The organism is Stenotrophomonas sp. NPDC077420 (assembly GCF_044543385.1).
GTDB lineage: Bacteria > Pseudomonadota > Gammaproteobacteria > Xanthomonadales > Xanthomonadaceae > Stenotrophomonas.
This window is the reverse complement of the sequence record NZ_JBITVZ010000028.1, coordinates 1-15,779: the sequence shown is the minus strand read 5'-3', so window position 1 is coordinate 15,779 and position 15,779 is coordinate 1. Positions and strand designations below refer to the sequence as shown.

14 protein-coding genes and 1 pseudogene are annotated in these 15,779 nt (G+C 67.2%); 4 read left to right on the top strand and 11 right to left on the bottom strand.

Annotated features, from left to right (window positions below; genetic code table 11):
• Positions 1-51: 51 nt before the first annotated feature.
• Positions 52-663 carry a glutathione S-transferase N-terminal domain-containing protein gene (locus ACIGII_RS18670; protein ID WP_399640977.1) on the top strand — a complete coding sequence of 204 codons (612 nt, stop codon included), beginning with the start codon at positions 52-54 and terminating at the stop codon, positions 661-663.
• Between the two features lie 91 nt (positions 664-754).
• Here the strand turns inward: ACIGII_RS18670 and ACIGII_RS18665 are convergent, their stop codons facing one another.
• The 5 genes from ACIGII_RS18665 to ACIGII_RS18645 all read right to left on the bottom strand — a co-directional run bounded on the left by ACIGII_RS18665 (position 755) and on the right by ACIGII_RS18645 (position 6,375).
• On the bottom strand, positions 755-1,249 hold the full coding sequence (locus ACIGII_RS18665) for a hypothetical protein (protein WP_399640980.1): 495 nt from the start codon (positions 1,247-1,249) through the stop codon (positions 755-757).
• Between the two features lie 732 nt (positions 1,250-1,981).
• On the bottom strand, positions 1,982-3,859 hold the full coding sequence (gene prpE / locus ACIGII_RS18660) for a propionate--CoA ligase (RefSeq protein WP_399640982.1): 1,878 nt from the start codon (positions 3,857-3,859) through the stop codon (positions 1,982-1,984).
• 90 nt (positions 3,860-3,949) lie between these two features.
• Positions 3,950-4,564, bottom strand: coding sequence for an RluA family pseudouridine synthase (locus ACIGII_RS18655; protein ID WP_399640985.1), 615 nt, complete (start codon positions 4,562-4,564; stop codon positions 3,950-3,952).
• A gap of 214 nt (positions 4,565-4,778) precedes the next feature.
• The gene (locus ACIGII_RS18650; RefSeq protein WP_399640988.1) at positions 4,779-5,765 is read right to left on the bottom strand and encodes a malate dehydrogenase; all 987 of its coding nucleotides are present in this window, start codon (positions 5,763-5,765) and stop codon (positions 4,779-4,781) included.
• 115 nt (positions 5,766-5,880) lie between these two features.
• Complete coding sequence (locus ACIGII_RS18645) at positions 5,881-6,375, bottom strand: peptidylprolyl isomerase (RefSeq protein WP_399640990.1); 495 nt, start codon at positions 6,373-6,375, stop codon at positions 5,881-5,883.
• Positions 6,376-6,623: 248 nt separating this feature from the next.
• Here ACIGII_RS18645 and typA point away from each other — a divergent pair, with 248 nt between their 5' ends.
• From typA to ACIGII_RS18630, 3 genes are read left to right on the top strand one after another with little or no spacing between them, the layout of a single operon-like run.
• Positions 6,624-8,471: a translational GTPase TypA gene (typA, locus tag ACIGII_RS18640; RefSeq protein ID WP_399657617.1), complete on the top strand. Its 1,848-nt coding sequence runs from the start codon at positions 6,624-6,626 to the stop codon at positions 8,469-8,471.
• Between the two features lie 10 nt (positions 8,472-8,481).
• On the top strand, positions 8,482-8,967 hold the full coding sequence (locus ACIGII_RS18635) for a DUF2127 domain-containing protein (protein ID WP_399640995.1): 486 nt from the start codon (positions 8,482-8,484) through the stop codon (positions 8,965-8,967).
• 58 nt (positions 8,968-9,025) lie between these two features.
• Positions 9,026-10,624 carry an amidase gene (locus ACIGII_RS18630; RefSeq protein ID WP_399640998.1) on the top strand — a complete coding sequence of 533 codons (1,599 nt, stop codon included), beginning with the start codon at positions 9,026-9,028 and terminating at the stop codon, positions 10,622-10,624.
• Between the two features lie 27 nt (positions 10,625-10,651).
• On the opposite strand, the gene ACIGII_RS18625 is transcribed toward ACIGII_RS18630, so the two are convergent.
• The 6 genes and pseudogenes from ACIGII_RS18625 to ACIGII_RS18600 all read right to left on the bottom strand — a co-directional run.
• A complete protein-coding gene (locus tag ACIGII_RS18625; RefSeq protein ID WP_399641000.1) occupies positions 10,652-11,119 on the bottom strand; it encodes a hypothetical protein in 468 nt (155 codons plus the stop codon).
• A complete protein-coding gene (locus ACIGII_RS18620) occupies positions 11,067-12,212 on the bottom strand; it encodes a mechanosensitive ion channel family protein (protein ID WP_399641002.1) in 1,146 nt (381 codons plus the stop codon). Before ACIGII_RS18620 ends, ACIGII_RS18625 begins: the two co-directional genes overlap by 53 nt.
• A 187-nt stretch (positions 12,213-12,399) precedes the next feature.
• Complete coding sequence (locus ACIGII_RS18615) at positions 12,400-13,782, bottom strand: class II 3-deoxy-7-phosphoheptulonate synthase (protein ID WP_399641005.1); 1,383 nt, start codon at positions 13,780-13,782, stop codon at positions 12,400-12,402.
• Between the two features lie 30 nt (positions 13,783-13,812).
• The gene (locus ACIGII_RS18610) at positions 13,813-14,325 is read right to left on the bottom strand and encodes a disulfide bond formation protein B (RefSeq protein WP_399641008.1); all 513 of its coding nucleotides are present in this window, start codon (positions 14,323-14,325) and stop codon (positions 13,813-13,815) included.
• 570 nt (positions 14,326-14,895) lie between these two features.
• Positions 14,896-15,282, bottom strand: coding sequence for a 50S ribosomal protein L17 (gene rplQ, locus ACIGII_RS18605; RefSeq protein WP_068849483.1), 387 nt, complete (start codon positions 15,280-15,282; stop codon positions 14,896-14,898).
• Between the two features lie 193 nt (positions 15,283-15,475).
• Positions 15,476-15,779 (bottom strand): annotated as a pseudogene (locus tag ACIGII_RS18600) (DNA-directed RNA polymerase subunit alpha C-terminal domain-containing protein); the annotation flags it as partial.

Here is a 15,779-nt window from a genome sequence, read left to right as displayed (position 1 = left end):
GCTCTGGAATAGTGTGCCGTTGCCCAACCATCCATCTTCACGGAGTTCCGCATGAAGCTGTACAGCAAGCCCGGTGCCTGTTCCACCGCCGACCATATCGCCCTGCAGTGGACCGGCCAGCCGTTCGACGTGGAACTGCTCGACAAGGACACGATGAAGGCGCCGGCCTACCTGGCGATCAATCCGAGCGGCGCGGTGCCGGCCATCGTCGACGGCAGCTTCGTGCTGACCCAGAACGCGGCGATCATGGGCTATATCGCCGACAGCTATCCCCAGGCCGGCCTGGCCGGCGACGGCAGCCCGCAGCAGCGCGCCGAAGCCAACCGCTGGCTGGCCTTCGTCAATTCGGACCTGCATCCCGCATTCACTCCGCTGTTCGGGCCGGGCCGCTTCATCGGCGACGAAGCCCAGTACGACGCGGTGCGCGATTCGGCGCGCAAGCGCCTGCGCGGCCTGTACGAAACCGCCAACCGCCAGCTCGCCGACAAGCCCTGGCTGGCCGGCTTCCGCAGTTACGCCGACCCGTACCTCTACATCACCCTGCGCTGGGCGGCGGGCGCGAAGATCGACCTGAGCGGCCTGGACAACCTGGCTGCATTCAAGACCCGCATGGAAGCCGATGCCGGCGTGCAGGCGGCCCTGAAGGCCGAAGGCCTGCATTGAGAGTGGCGTAGCGCCGGGCTCTGCCCGGCCTGCGCTTCGTCGGACAGCGCGCAGCCACGCAGGGCGTGGCCCTACGTTTTCCCCGTGGTGGTCAGACGGCTTCGGGCTGGCCGGTCAGCAGCGCGCGGGTCTCTTCGAGCCAGCGATTGGCCAGCGCCGGGCTCTTGGCCTTGGACACGGCGGCGGCCATTTCCGGCCACAGCTTCTCCAGCCCCGCCGCGTCGGTGCAGCGTTCGATCTTGAGCTGCATGAAATAGCCCTTCAGGCCCAGGTGCCTGCGCACCGATTCGCTCATCCAGTCGTACAACTGCTTGTAGAGCGCGGGGTCCTGTTCGCGCCCGGCCGTCAGCGCACGCGGTGCCGCCGGCGCCAGCGCACCGCCGACGATTTCGATCAGCCCCATCTCCTGCAGCTGTGCCAGCGCGTCGTCCGGCGCGCGCAGCCCCGGCAGCATCGCGGTCAATTCATTGTCGTCGCGCTGACCATCGACCATCAGCAGAATGGAGCGCAGCCCCGGCAGCAGCCGGCGCGCGCGGTCTTCGATTTCCTGACGGCCAGCGGCCGTCTTGGCATGGATGTACGCCATGTGTTTCCCCCTGTCACGTGGTCCCCCTGCACGCAGTGCTCCCGTATTCAACGGCAACCCCGCGCCCCCCTTTGCGCTCGTCCAGGATCCCGACCCCGCCGCACGCGCCATCCCCGGCGCGTCACGCAGCATGCAGGCCCCCCGCCACGGTCACCCCCGCAGCTTACCCGAGGTCTTCCCCGCCGGATAATGCGGCGCAACAAACGGCATGCCATCCCGCATCCGTAGCGCCAACGTCCGGCACCAAACGGCATCCGGTGTCGCATCGGACACGTAAACCGGACCCGGGCGCAAGAATGAGACGTCGGACATCCCGGCGGCGACGCCATAAGGGCTAGCCTTTGCCTCCCGATCCGGGATGACAAGAAGTGATGCGCGGTTCAATGAACGACGCTCTCCGACGCACCATCCAGGTCAGGACCTGTCCGATGAGGCTTCCAGCTCCGCTTTTGGCGAATTGGCTTCTTTGTAGAATGAGCAAGCGGCACCCCGTACGTCGGCTCTCGCCACCGTTCCCGCTCGCCCTCGCTGTCAATGCAATCAGCTTTCTCGCTACTTGGGGAATTCTCGCGGCAGGATGGATGCTGGTCGGCTCCGATCACTCACTGGCGTTCATCTCGGCCAGTACGATCGGCGGTTCATTGCTGTACGGCACCATGGTGGCTGCGGCCAGGCCCACGTCCTAGCCACGCCACATCGGCCGCCTCGCAGCATCGGTGTTGCGCGCGCCCTTCAGCGCCCCAGCGCGCGCCGGATCTCGTCGAGTGCGCCGGGATCGTCCAGCGTGGACAGGTCGCCCGGGTCGCGCTGTTCCGCCAGTGCCTGCAGCGAGCGTCGCAGCAGCTTGCCCGAGCGGGTCTTGGGCAGGGCGTTGACCAGGTGGATGTGCGCGGGGCGGGCCACGGCGCCGAGGGTCTCGGTCACGCGCTTCATCATCTCGGCGACCACCGCGCTGCCATCGCCGTCCACGGCCTGCTTGAGGGTGACGAACACCAGCGGCACCTGGCCCTTGAGCTCGTCCTTGACCCCGATGACCGCCGCTTCGGCCACCAGCGGGTGGCCGGCGATGCATTCCTCGATTTCGCGCGTGCCGAGCCGGTGCCCGGCCACGTTGATCACGTCGTCGGTGCGGCCGAGGATGAAGGTATAGCCGTCCTCGTCGCGGATCGCCCAGTCCAGCGAGCTGTACAGCAGTTCCCTGAAGTGGCTGAAGTAGCTCTGCAGGAAGCGCGCGTCGTCGTTCCACACCGTGCTCATGCAGCCCGGCGGCAGCGGCGGCACCATCACCAGCACGCCCTTCTGCCCAGGCTGCACTTCCTCTCCGGTGTTTTCGTCGATCACCTTCATGCGGTAACCGAGGTTGGGGAAACCGGGCGAGCGGAAGCGGACCGGCTTGAGGTCCACGCCGGGCAGCAGGGTCAGTGCCGGCCAACCGGTTTCGGTCTGCCAGTAGTTGTCGATGATCGGCTTGCCCAGCGCATCGTTGATCCAGTGCGCGGTGGGTTCGTCGAGCGGCTCTCCGGCCAGGAACACGTATTTCAGTGCGGCCAGGTCGTGGCGCTTGATGAAGTCGGCGTCGTGCTTTTTCAGGACGCGGATTGCGGTGGGCGAAGAGAACAACGTGCGCACGCCGTACTGCTCGCACAGCGCCCACCAGATGCCCGGATCAGGATGGGTCGGCAGGCCCTCGTACAGCAGCGAGGTGCAGCCGCCGATCAGCGGGCCGTACACGTTGTAGGAATGCCCCACCGCCCAGCCCACGTCCGAGGTGGAGAACATCACCTGGCCGGGTCTGCAGTCGAACACGGTCTCCATCGACTGCGCCATCGCCACCGCATAGCCGCCGACATCGCGCTGCACGCCCTTGGGCTTGCCGGTGGTGCCGGAGGTGTAGAGCAGGTAGCTGGGTTCGCTCGATTCCAGCCACACCACCGGCACGTCCTGGTCGCCCACTTCCTCACGCAGCGTGGCGTAGTCCACGTCCCGCCCCGGCACCTTCGGCTCGGCCGGATCCAGGCCGCGCGAGACGATCAGCACGTGCGGCGGCGGCGACTGCGCTTCGGCGCAGGCCGCGTCGACCATGGCCTTGTACGGAATCACCTTGCCTCCACGCTTGCCCGCGTCGGCGGCGATCAGCAGCTTCGGGGCGGCATCATCGATGCGCAGCGCCAGGTTGTGCGCGGCGAATCCGCCGAACACCACCGAATGGATCGCGCCGATGCGCGCGCAGGCCAGCATCGCGAACACGGCCTCGGCCATGTTCGGCATGTAGATGACCACGCGGTCGCCGCGCTGCACGTCCAGCCGCTGCAACACCGCGGCAAAGGCGTTGACCTCGCGGTAAAGCTCCCGGTAGGTGATCTCGCGGGTGACGTTGGTTTCGGTGGAGATCGCCACCAGGGCAAGCTGGTCCGGGCGCTCGACCAGGTGGCGGTCGACCGCGTTGTAGCAGAGGTTGGTCTGGCCACCGACGTACCAGCGCCGGAACGGCGGGTTGCTGTAGTCCAGCACCTGCTGGGGCGGAACATGCCAGTAGATGCGGTGCGCTTCCTCCGCCCAGAAGGCTTCGGGTTCCTCGATCGAACGGCGGTAGACCTCTTCGTACTGCATGCCAGCCCTCCCAGACAAAGCCATGGGTTCGAGCATAGTCCGATGCCGGGCGGCGGGCCGTCCGACCTTGGTCGTACGCGCCGGCGTGGCCTAGAACGGCACCGTCGAGTCGAAGCGCATGGCCTGCCCGCTCCGCGGATGGGCGAACTGCAGGCGGCACGCATGCAGGTGCACGCGCGCGGCCGGCGCCGCCCCGTACAGCACGTCGCCCACGATCGGATGGCCCAGGCTGGCCATGTGCAGGCGCAACTGGTGGCTGCGCCCGGTGACCGGTTCCAGCTCCACCCGGGTGCGCCGGCTGTCGAGATCACGGGCCAGTACCTGCCAGCGGGTCAGGGCCGGCTTGCCGGCGTCCAGGTCCACGCGCTGCTTCGGGCGGTTCGGCCAGTCGACGATCAAAGGCAGGTCGACCTCGCCCGCGTCGGCCTCCAGCAGACCCTCCACCACCGCCAGGTAGCGCTTGCCGACCTGGCGCTGCTGGAACTGCACCGACAGCGCGGCTTCGTTGGGCTTGCCGCGTGCATGCAGCAGCAACCCGGAGGTGACCTGGTCGAGCCGGTGCACGGTGAGTGCGTCGGGATACAGCGCCTGCAGGCGGGTGATGACGCAGTCCTGGTTTTCCGGGAGGCGACCGGGAACGGACAGCAGGCCGGCGGGCTTTTCCGCGACCAGCAGCGCGTCGTCGATGTAATGCAGCTGGATCATGGCGCCATGGTATGCCGGATACGAAAACGGGGACGCCGAAGCGTCCCCGTTTCGCGTATCGACCAACGGTCGATACCTACCTTGGTGCGTTTCGGCCAACGGTCGATACCTACCCTGGTGCGTATCGGCCAACGGTCGATACCTACCCTGGTGCGTATCGGCCAACGGTCGATACCTGCCGCGGTAGGCGATGACCGTTGGTCATCGCACGCGATCAGCCCAGCAGGTGGGCGACGCCGGCGCGCTCTTCTTCCAGCTCGGCCAGGGTCTTGTCGATGTACTTCTGGCTGAAGTCGTCGACCCGCAGGTCCTTGACCAGGGTGTACTCACCGTTCTCGGTGGTGACCGCGAAGCCGAAGATCACGCCTTCCGGAATGCCGTAGGAACCGTCGGACGGCACGCCCATGGTGACCCACTTGCCGTTGCTGCCCAGCACCCAGTCGCGCACATGGTCGATGGCGGCATTGGCGGCCGAGGCAGCCGAGGACGAACCACGGGCTTCGATGATCGCCGCGCCGCGCTTGCCCACGGTCGGGATGAAGGTGTTGGCGTTCCATTCCTGGTCGTTGATCGCCTCGGCAATCGACGCACCGTCGGCGGTGGCGAAGCGGTAGTCCGGGTACATGGTCGGGCTGTGGTTGCCCCACACCACCAGCTTTTCCATGCCACCGACCGGCTTGCCCAGCTTGGACGACAGCTGGCTCAGCGCACGGTTGTGGTCCAGGCGCAGCATGGCGGTGAAGTTGCGCGGGTTCAGGTCCGGCGCCGACTTCATGGCGATGTAGGCATTGGTGTTGGCCGGATTGCCGACGACCAGCACCTTCACGTTGCGGCTGGCCACCTTGTTCAGCGCCGCGCCCTGCGCGGTGAAGATCTTGGCGTTTTCCAGCAGCAGGTCCTTGCGCTCCATGCCCGGGCCGCGCGGACGCGCGCCGACCAGCAGGGCGATGTCGGCATCCTTGAATGCCACTTCGGCGTCATCGGTACCGACCATGCCGGCCAGCAGCGGGAATGCGCAGTCTTCCAGTTCCATCATCACGCCGCGCAGCGCGGCCTGGGCCTTGTCGACCGGCAGCTCGAGCAGCTGCAGGATGACCGGCTGGTCCTTGCCCAGCATTTCGCCGGAGGCGATGCGGAACAGCAGGGCGTAGCCGATCTGGCCGGCGGCGCCGGTCACGGCAACACGAACAGGTGCTTTCATGGGGATTTCCTCTGCTAAGAAGCGGTGTTGGAGTGGCCACCGGGCGGGGAGAGACCTGGCGGGGCGGCCGTAAACGCGAAACGGCCTCCCGTCGAGGGAGGCCGTTGTAGGGGAATTACTTGGCCGGGATCAGCGCGTTCCACTCGGCCACGCGCTCGGCCTGGGCGGCCAGCACCGCGTCGGTGTCGCCTTCCAGGGTGATCGAATGGATCACGTCGCCCTGCTTGACCGAATCAACGATCGCCTGGCCTTCCAGGACCTGGCCGAACACGGTGTGCTTGCCGTCCAGCCAGTCGGTCTTGATGTGGGTGATGAAGAACTGGCTGCCATTGGTGTTCGGGCCGGCATTGGCCATCGACAGCGAGCCGATCTGGTGCTTCACGCCGTTCTTCTCGTCTTCGAACTTGTAGCCCGGGCCGCCGGTGCCACGGCCCTGCGGGCAGCCGCCCTGGATCATGAAGTCCGGGATGACGCGGTGGAAGATCAGACCGTCATAGAAACCCTTCTGGACCAGGTTCACGAAGTTGGCGACGGTCAGCGGCGCCTCGTCGGCAAGCAGCTTGACCTTGATCGGGCCCTGGGTGGTGTCGAAAGTGGCGATGAGGGACATGTGGATCCTTGATATTCGGGGGGTGTCGTCAGCCCATAAGGATACACCGCAGGGCCGCGCCGGGCCCGCCTGACCATGGTCGAACCCACCCGGTAGCGCCGGCCGTTGGCCGGCCCTCAGGTAGCCTCGGGCCACCCGGCAGCAGGGATTACCTGAATGGGCGAAAGGGACTTTTCGCGTTTGGTCATGTTGGCCGTATAATGTTGGACTTCTTTTTCCAAATCCGGCGCCGACTGGCCCCCTTTCGCATGTCTATCGAAAATCTTCGCAACATCGCCATCGTCGCCCACGTCGACCACGGTAAGACCACCCTTGTCGACCAGCTGCTCAAGCAGTCCGGCACCCTCTCCGAGCGCACCGTGCTCGCCGAGCGCGTGATGGACAGCAACGACCAGGAAAAGGAACGTGGCATCACGATCCTGGCCAAGAACACGGCCATCACCTGGGAAGACAAGAAGACCGGCATCAAGAACCGGATCAACATCGTCGACACCCCCGGACACGCCGACTTCGGTGGCGAAGTGGAGCGCGTGCTGTCGATGGTCGACACCGTGCTGATCCTCGTCGATGCGATGGACGGCCCGATGCCGCAGACCCGCTTCGTGACCCAGAAGGCCTTCGCGATGGGCTTCAAGCCGATCGTGGTGGTCAACAAGGTCGACCGCCCGGGCTCGCGTCCGGACTGGGTGATCGACCAGGTGTTCGACCTGTTCGACAAGCTCGGCGCCACCAATGAGCAGCTCGACTTCCCGATCGTGTACGCCTCGGCCCTGAACGGCTACGCCGGCCTGGAAGACACCGTGCGCGACGGCGACATGACCCCGCTGTACGAAGCGATCATGCAGCACGCGCCGAAGCCGGAAGTCGACCCGGAAGGCCCGTTCCAGATGCGCATCAGCCAGCTGGACTACAACAACTTCGTGGGCGTGATCGGCATCGGCCGCGTCCAGCGCGGCACCCTGAAGAAGAACATGCAGGTCGCGGTGATCGACCGTGAAGGCAAGAAGCGCAACGGCAAGGTCGCGCAGGTGCTGGGCTTCCTGGGCCTGGAGCGGATCGAGCAGGACAGCGCCGAAGCCGGCGACATCGTGGCCATCTCGGGCATTCCGGAGCTGACCATCTCCGACACCCTGTGCCACCCGGATACCCCCGAAGCGCTGCCGGCGCTGACCGTGGACGAGCCGACCATCTCGATGACCTTCCAGGTCAACAACTCGCCGTTCGCCGGCAACAAGGACCTGTCCGGTGGCAAGTTCCTGACCAGCCGCCAGATCAAGGACCGCCTGGACCGCGAACAGGTCCACAACGTGGCCCTGAAGGTGGAACAGCTGGAAGACGCCGACAAGTTCCTGGTCTCCGGCCGTGGCGAACTGCACCTGTCGGTGCTGATCGAGAACATGCGTCGCGAAGGCTATGAGCTGGCCGTGTCGCGCCCGGAAGTGATCATCAAGCAGATCGACGGCCAGGCCATGGAGCCGATCGAGCAGCTGGTGGTGGACATCGAAGAGCAGCACCAGGGCGGCGTGATGGAAAAGCTGGGCACCCGCAAGGGCCAGCTGAAGAACATGGAGTCCGACGGCAAGGGCCGTGTGCGCCTGGAATACCAGATCCCGGCCCGTGGCCTGATCGGCTTCCAGAACGAGTTCAAGACCCTGACCCAGGGCTCGGGCCTGCTGTTCCATGTGTTCGACCACTACGGCCCGAAGGAACAGGGCGCGATCGCCAAGCGCATCAACGGCGTGATGATCGCCAATGCCCCGGGCGCCACCCCGGCCTACTCGCTGGGCCCGCTGCAGGAACGCGGCAAGCTGTTCGCTGCTGAAGGCGACAACGTGTATGAAGGCCAGCTGGTCGGTATCCACTCCAAGGACAACGACCTGACCGTCAACGCGAGCCAGACCCAGCCGCTGTCCAACATGCGCGCGTCGGGCAAGGACGATGCGATCCAGCTGTCGCCGGCGATCAAGTACTCGCTGGAACAGGCCCTGGACTTCATCGAAGACGACGAGCTGGTCGAGATCACCCCGAAGGAGATCCGTCTGCGCAAGAAGTTCCTGACCGAGAGCGACCGCAAGAAGGCCTCGCGCGGCGGTTGATCGGACACCCGTGACCGATACCGCCTACAACCCGGACCCGCACAAGCATCCGGGGCTTCACCTGATCGCCTTGCTGGAAGCCAGCAAGGCGGTCCTGGCGCTGTTGGCTGCGACCGGGCTGGAAGTGCTCGGCCCGCAGCCGCTGCGCGATGGGGTCAATGCCCTGATCCGGCGTTTCAGCCTGGACCCGGATCACGGCACCCTGCCCTCGCTGCTCAACATGATCAGCCCCGATGCCGTCCACCTGGCTGCCGCAGCCATGGTCGCCTACGGCATCCTGCATCTTTTCGAGGCCTGGGGCCTCTGGCGCGCCAAGGCCTGGGCCTCCTGGCTGGGCTGCGTCACCGCCGGCATCTACCTGCCGTTCGACATTTTCGCCATCATCCGACACCCCGGCTGGGCCTCGTGGTCGGTGCTGGTGATCAACCTGATCGTGGTCGGCGTGCTCGCCCGCGACATCCGCAAGCGCCATGGCCTGGTTCCGCCCTCGGCCTGAGAGTTGCCAACCGCGTCGGGCGCTGGTTAGCCTGAGCGCGGGCACCGGGGATACACGGATGCGCGTACCACTCACATCGCTGGCACTGGGCCTGGTCCTGCTGGGCTGCACGCCGTCGCCTGCCCGTCTGTTCAACCAGGCGCACGCGGCCGCCCCGGCCGAAACGCCCTTCCCCTATGCGGAATCCGACATCGTGCAGCTGCAGGCTGCGATGGCGGCCGGCGAGCTGGACAGCGTCACGCTCACCCGCGCCTACCTGGAACGCATCGCCCGGCTGGACCGCGCCGGACCGCGCCTGAATTCGGTGCTGGAGCTCAATCCGGACGCGCTGAAGGAAGCCGCCGCACTGGATGCCGAACGCCGCCGTGGACAGCTGCGCGGCCCCCTGCACGGCATTCCGCTGCTGCTCAAGGACAACATCGGCGCGCGCCCCATGGCGACCAGCGCGGGCGCGCTGGCGCTGACCGGGTTCCGCCCCGACGATGCCTTCCTCGTGACCCGGCTGCGCGCGGCCGGGGCGCTGATCCTGGGCAAGACCAACCTCAGCGAATGGGCCAATTTCCGGTCCAGCGCGTCGGTGTCCGGCTGGAGCGCACGCGGTGGCCAGACCCGCAATCCCTACCGCCTCACTCACAGCCCCTGCGGTTCCAGCAGCGGCAGCGCGGTGGCGGTCTCGGCCAACCTCGCGTCGGCCGCGGTGGGTACCGAAACCGACGGCAGCATCGTCTGCCCGGCAGCCATGAACGGCGTGGTGGGACTCAAGCCCACGGTGGGGCTGGTCAGCCGCGACGGAATCGTGCCGATCTCCTTCAGCCAGGACACTGCCGGCCCGATGACCCGCAGCGTGGCGGACGCCGCCGCCCTGCTGACCGCGATGGCCGGCCGCGACGACGCCGACCCGGCCACCGCGACCATGCCGGGCCGGGCGGTGTACGACTACACCGCGCGCCTGACCGCCGACGGCCTGCGCGGCGCCCGCATCGGGGTGCTGCAGGGCCCGCTGGACCAGCAGCCCGGGGTGGCACCGGCCCTGCAGCACGCAATCGGCGTGCTGCGTGACGCCGGTGCGGTCGTCGTGCCAGTGCAGCTGCCGACCGAGGGCCAGTGGGAGGACGCCGAGCAGGTGGTGCTGCTGCATGAGTTCAAGGCCGGCCTGCAGCGCTACCTGGGGCGGCACCAGGCGCCGGTACGCGACCTGGACGCGATCATTGCCTACAACCGCACCCATGCCGACAAGGAACTGGTGCTGTTCGGCCAGGACCTGATGGAGCGCGCGGCCCAGACCGACGGCCTGGGCAGCCCGGACTACATCGCCGCGCGCACCCGCGCGCGCCGCCTGGCGGGGCCCGAGGGCATCGACGCGGTGCTCAAGGCCGAGCGCCTGGATGCCCTGGTGGCGCCCACCACGGGCGCGGCGTGGCCGATCCGCGCCGGCCAGGGCGACAGCTTTCCGGGTGGCAGCTACAGCGCCGCCGCCGTCGCCGGGTATCCGAGCCTGACCGTGCCCATGGCGCATGTGAACGGACTGCCGCTGGGCTTGCTGTTCATGGGCACCGCCTGGAGCGAGCCCAGGCTGATCGAGCTGGCCTACGACTATGAGCAGCGCACCCGTGCCCGACGGCCCCCGAGGTTCGGACCCGAGGCGTCGTTGCCGTAGTAAAGCGTGCCGACCAACGGTCGGCACCTACCGCATGTCGATCGATGATCGCGCACCGCCGTTGGTCGCCCCGACCGCGTCGATCGCGAACCGCCGTTGGTCGCCGACCCTGTCGGTCGCGCACCGCCGTTGGTCGCCGACCGCGTCGATCGCGAACCGCTGTCGGTCGCCGACCTCGTCGATCGCGAGCTGTCGTTGGTCGCCGACCGCGTCGATTGCGAACCGCCGTTGGTCGCCGACCCTGTCGGTCGTGCACCGCCGTTGGTCGCCGACCGCGTCGACCGCGAACCGCCGTCGGTCGCCGACCTCGTCGATCGCGAACCGCCGTTGGTCGCCGACCCTGTCGGTCGCGAACCGCCGTTGGTCGCCGACCCTGTCGGTCGCGCACCGCCGTTGGTCGCCGACCTCGTCGGTAGCGCACGACCGTTGGTCGTGCGCCGCATCACCGCGCGGGTTCCTCGACCGGCGCCACGGCCGGCGGACCGTCTTCGGCACCCGGCGAACGCACGTCGTCGGCCGGCTGCGAACGCGGACCGCGGGTGGCCGGATCGGGGCGGTCCAGGATCTCCGCGCGCGTGCGGGGCAGCGCCTGCGGATGTTCGCGGGCGAGGAAATCGAGCATGCGTTCGCGTACGATGCATCGCAGGTCGAAGGCGTCGCCGGAGTTGCGGGCGCTGACCAGCAGGCGCACCTGCAGGGTATGTTCGCTGGTTTCGGTCACCTGGGTCACGCACACGCGGCCGTCCCACAGGCTTTCGCCCTTGCAGATGCGCTCGAGCTCGGCACGGATGGCGGTGATCGGGGCGCGGTAATCCAGCCACAGGAAGGCGGTGCCAAGCAGGTCGGCACTGCGCCGGGTCCAGTTCTGGAACGGGTTTTCGATGAACCAGGTCAGTGGCACCACCATGCGCCGCTCATCCCAGATCCGCACCACCACGTAGCTGCTGCCGATCTCTTCGACCCGGCCCCATTCGCCTTCGACGATGACCACGTCATCCAGCCGGATCGGTTGGGTCAGCGCGATCTGCAGGCCGGCGATCAGGTTGCCGAAGACCGGCTTGGCCGCGATGCCGGCCACCAGGCCGATGATGCCGGCCGAGGCCAGCAGTGCGGTGCCGATCTGGCGCACCATCGGGAAGGTGAGCAGCACCATCGAGGCGCCGACCAGGATGATCGCGCCCATCAGGACGCGGCTGAGCACGCGGGTCTGGGTCTGGATGCGACGCGCGGCCAGGTTGTCGGCCACTTCCATCGGGTGATCGCGCAGGATGGCCTGTTCGCCGGCCGCCACGGCCCGCACCAGCAACCAGATGAAGCAGGCGGTCAGGCCGATGTGCAGCAGGCGCAGCGACTGATCGAGCCACCGCCCGTCCAGCGGCGTCGCTTCCAGGGCTGGAATGAGCACCAGCATCGGCAGCGCGAAGGCCAGCGGGCGACTGATCACGCGCGCGATGCGCGCGCGACGGTAGTCACGACCTTTGAGGCGGCGGGTGAGCAACATAAGCGCCCACCATCCGGTGAGACCGATCGCCAGCGCGATCCCAATTGGCCAGAGGTAGGCGGCGGCCATCTGCCAGTCCACGTGCATGCACGCTCCTGTGTTCATCACAAAGGAGCCCTATCGTGCCAAACACGACATGACCGGCATGTAGTGACACGCCATGCGTGTCCTCGGGGTGCCGAACGAGGCCCAGCCACGCAGGGCGTGTCACCACGTTTCGTTCCGGCGCTGCGGGGACACGCAGGGCGTGTCTCTACGGCAGGACCCCAAGGCCTCAGGGGTTCGCACCACCCTGCTTACGCACGATGGCCATGGCGATCTCGAGCGACTGTTCGTAGTTCAGGCGCGGATCCACCGAGGACCGGTAGGCACGCTCCAGGTCACGCTCGGTCAACTCGCGTGCGCCGCCGGTGCACTCGGTGACATCCTCGCCGGTCAGTTCCAGGTGCACGCCGCCCAGGCGCGTACCGGCAGCTGCGTGCAGGTCGAAGGACAGCTCCACTTCGCTGCGCACGTTGTCGAAGCGGCGGGTCTTGAAGCCGTTGCTGGTGCTCTCGGTATTGCCATGCATGGCGTCGCAGACCCACAGGACGCGGCGCCCGTCGCGCTTGACCGCGTCCAGCAGCGGCGGCAGCTTGTCGGCGATCTGGGCCGCGCCCATGCGGTGGATGAAGCTGAGGCGGCCCGGCTCATCGTCGGGGTTGAGCACGTCGATCAGGCGCAGCAGCTGGTCCGGCTGCACGGAGGGTCCGACCTTGATGGCGATGGGGTTGCGCACGCCACGCAGGTACTCGACGTGGGCGCCATCGAGCGCGGCGGTCCGCATGCCGATCCACGGGTAATGGGTGCTGAGGTTCAGCCAGCCATGCTGGCGCGGCACCTGGCGGGTCAGCGCCTGTTCGTACGGCAGCAGCAGGGCTTCGTGCGAGGTATAGAAGTCGATCCGGTTGAGGTTGTACACCTGCGCGCCGGACAGGGTTTCCATGAAGCGGACGGCATCGCCGATGGAGGACACCATTTTCTGGTAGTCGGTGGCCAGCGGGGAGTGCCGCACCCAGTCCAGGTTCCAGTACTCGGGATGGTGCAGGTCGGCGAAGCCCCCATCGATCAGGGCGCGCACGAAGTTCATGGTCATGGCCGAGTGCGCGTGGGCCTGCAGCATGCGCCGCGGATCCGGCAGGCGCGCGGCCTCGGTGAACTCGGGCGCGTTGATCACATCGCCCCGGTAGCTGGGCCGGGTGACGCCGTCGCGGGTTTCGGTATCGGCCGAGCGCGGCTTGGCATACTGGCCGGCGAAGCGGCCGACGCGGATGACCGGCTTGCGCATGCCATGCACCAGCACCAGGCTCATCTGCAGCAGCACTTTGAGCCGGTTGGAGATGGTGGTCGATTCGCAGTCGCTGAAGTTCTCCGCGCAGTCGCCGCCCTGCAGCAGGAAGCGCTTGCCTTCCTGGGCCTCGGCGAGCTGCTGCTTGAGGGAGAGGATCTCCCAGGAGGTCACCAGCGGCGGCAGGCGCTTGAGCTCATGCAATGCCGCGTCGAGCGCGACCGGATCGGGATAGGTCGGCATCTGCAGCGCGGGCCGGCCGCGCCAGCTCTCGGGCGACCAGTCGGTCGGCACGGAAGCAGTGGGGGTGGCACGGTCGGAGGCAGTCATTGGAATATCCAGGAGAACAACGGAAAGGAATCAGGGGCGACGGGCAGGACGGCGGAACGACACCACCAGCGCCCACAGGCCCAGCAGCGTGAACCACACCAGGCTCCACATCGGCATGGTCAGGCCGAGGAAGGTCCAGTCGATGTTGCCGCAGTTGCCGGTACCGGTCAGCACGGTGCGGAACACTTCGAACGGCCCCATGGTCTCGCTCAGGAACGACAGCGGCGGACCGCAGCTGGACCCCATGTCCTGCGGCAGCATCTGCACGTACACATGGCGCCCGGCAATGCCGATCCCCACGGCGGCCGCAATGAACGCCAGCACGCCATACGTGATGCGCCCAGGCCGGTCGCGCGGCCCATGCAGGGCGCCGATCAGGAACAGCAGGCCCAGCGCGGCAAAGGCGATGCGCTGGAAGATGCACAACGGGCACGGCTCCAGCCCCATCTTCAGCTGCAGCCAGATGGCATACCCGAGCAGCGCGGCACAGACCAGGAACCCCAGCAGGAACTGGGCGCGGTAATTCCAGCGCAATGGATTCATTGCCAACACTCGTTAAAGGCAGATGCCAAGATTAACAGGGTGCCGCCAGGTTCAGGCTGCGGCCGTTCGCCGTATGTCGGCCCGGTGGGCCACACGGTCCGTTTCAACACCGGGGTGAACTACCGGTCATATCGCCGGGCTCGGCCCGGCTGCTGTTGGTTTGTGGCCAACACCCGCGCTGCGTCGCCGGGCACTGCCCGGCCTTTTGCCGAAGCCGAAGGCGGGCGCAGCCCGAGCCTCCATCAGATACCGGCCTCCCACGCCCGGCCACGAGGCCCTGTGCGGACCGCCCCACTCACAGGGCCGCGGCCGGGGTGGGTTTGCGGGGGTGTAGAAAACATGGACGTTTTCTACAAGCCCCCATGGATGGGTTCACGGCGTCCCCCGCAGACCCACCCCGGCCGCGGCCGGGCCGGTAGCCCGTCAGCCCCGCGGCTGTTCGCCTGAAAGCAAGACCAGCCGGCCAGAGCCCGGCTCTACGCATCGCTGCTGCTCCCGCCGTTTGCAACAAAAGAAAAACCCGGCGCAAGGCCGGGTTCTTCAGCAAAACCTGGGGGTGCAGCGCGTCGATTATTCTTCGACGGCTTCAGCCACGGCGGCCGGACGGTCGACCAGTTCGACGTAGGCCATCGGCGCGTTGTCGCCGGCGCGGAAACCGCACTTCAGCAGGCGCAGGTAGCCGCCCGGACGGTTCGCGTAGCGCGGGCCCAGGGTGGTGAACAGGTTGCCGACGGCTTCGTTGTCACGCAGGCGGGCGAAGGCCAGACGGCGGTTGGCGACCGAGTCGACCTTGGCCAGGGTGATCAGCGGCTCGGCGACGCGGCGCAGTTCCTTGGCCTTCGGCAGGGTGGTCTTGATCAGCTCGTGCTTGAACAGCGACGCGGCCATGTTCTTGAACATTGCTTCGCGGTGGGCGCTGGTACGGCTGAACTTGCGGCCGGATTTCATGTGACGCATGACGGATGTTCCTTGAAAGAATGTTGGATCGGTTGGGTATCGCTGTCGCCTTCCCGGCGTTGCTGCTTGGACTGCGGATGGTCCGATGCCGGCCCTCCTGGCCGACCGTCACCGCAGGCTGGTGCCTGTCGGTGCGAGGTGCTGCGGGTGAAGCCCCCGCACCCGAAGGTGCGGGGTAAAACAGGGTGCTGGATCAGCCGAGCATGCCGTGCTGGGCGACACCGGCCGGCGGCCAGTTCTCCAGCTTCATGCCGAGCGAAAGACCGCGCTGGGCGAGGACTTCCTTGATCTCGGTCAGCGACTTCTTGCCCAGGTTCGGGGTCTTGAGCAGCTCCACTTCGGTCTTCTGGATCAGATCGCCGATGTAGTAGATGCTCTCGGCCTTCAGGCAGTTCGCCGAACGCACGGTCAGTTCCAGATCGTCGAGCGGGCGCAGCAGCACCGGCTACACGCCGTTGTTGGCCGGCTTGGCAGCACCGCGGTCGCGGTGGGGGAAG

Excerpts from the sequence above, each read along its gene's own strand:
- ACIGII_RS18650 (WP_399640988.1), bottom strand. The coding sequence starts at position 5,765 with ATGAAAGCACCTGTTCGTGTTGCCGTGACCGGCGCCGCCGGCCAGATC.
- ACIGII_RS18655 (WP_399640985.1), bottom strand. The coding sequence starts at position 4,564 with ATGATCCAGCTGCATTACATCGACGACGCGCTGCTGGTCGCGGAAAAG.
- ACIGII_RS18620 (WP_399641002.1), bottom strand. The coding sequence starts at position 12,212 with ATGCACGTGGACTGGCAGATGGCCGCCGCCTACCTCTGGCCAATTGGG.
- ACIGII_RS18645 (WP_399640990.1), bottom strand. The coding sequence starts at position 6,375 with ATGTCCCTCATCGCCACTTTCGACACCACCCAGGGCCCGATCAAGGTC.
- ACIGII_RS18665 (WP_399640980.1), bottom strand. The coding sequence starts at position 1,249 with ATGGCGTACATCCATGCCAAGACGGCCGCTGGCCGTCAGGAAATCGAA.
- prpE (WP_399640982.1), bottom strand. The coding sequence starts at position 3,859 with ATGCAGTACGAAGAGGTCTACCGCCGTTCGATCGAGGAACCCGAAGCC.
- ACIGII_RS18630 (WP_399640998.1), top strand. The coding sequence starts at position 9,026 with ATGCGCGTACCACTCACATCGCTGGCACTGGGCCTGGTCCTGCTGGGC.
- ACIGII_RS18610 (WP_399641008.1), bottom strand. The coding sequence starts at position 14,325 with ATGAATCCATTGCGCTGGAATTACCGCGCCCAGTTCCTGCTGGGGTTC.
- typA (WP_399657617.1), top strand. The coding sequence starts at position 6,624 with ATGTCTATCGAAAATCTTCGCAACATCGCCATCGTCGCCCACGTCGAC.
- rplQ (WP_068849483.1), bottom strand. The coding sequence starts at position 15,282 with ATGCGTCACATGAAATCCGGCCGCAAGTTCAGCCGTACCAGCGCCCAC.
- ACIGII_RS18670 (WP_399640977.1), top strand. The coding sequence starts at position 52 with ATGAAGCTGTACAGCAAGCCCGGTGCCTGTTCCACCGCCGACCATATC.
- ACIGII_RS18615 (WP_399641005.1), bottom strand. The coding sequence starts at position 13,782 with ATGACTGCCTCCGACCGTGCCACCCCCACTGCTTCCGTGCCGACCGAC.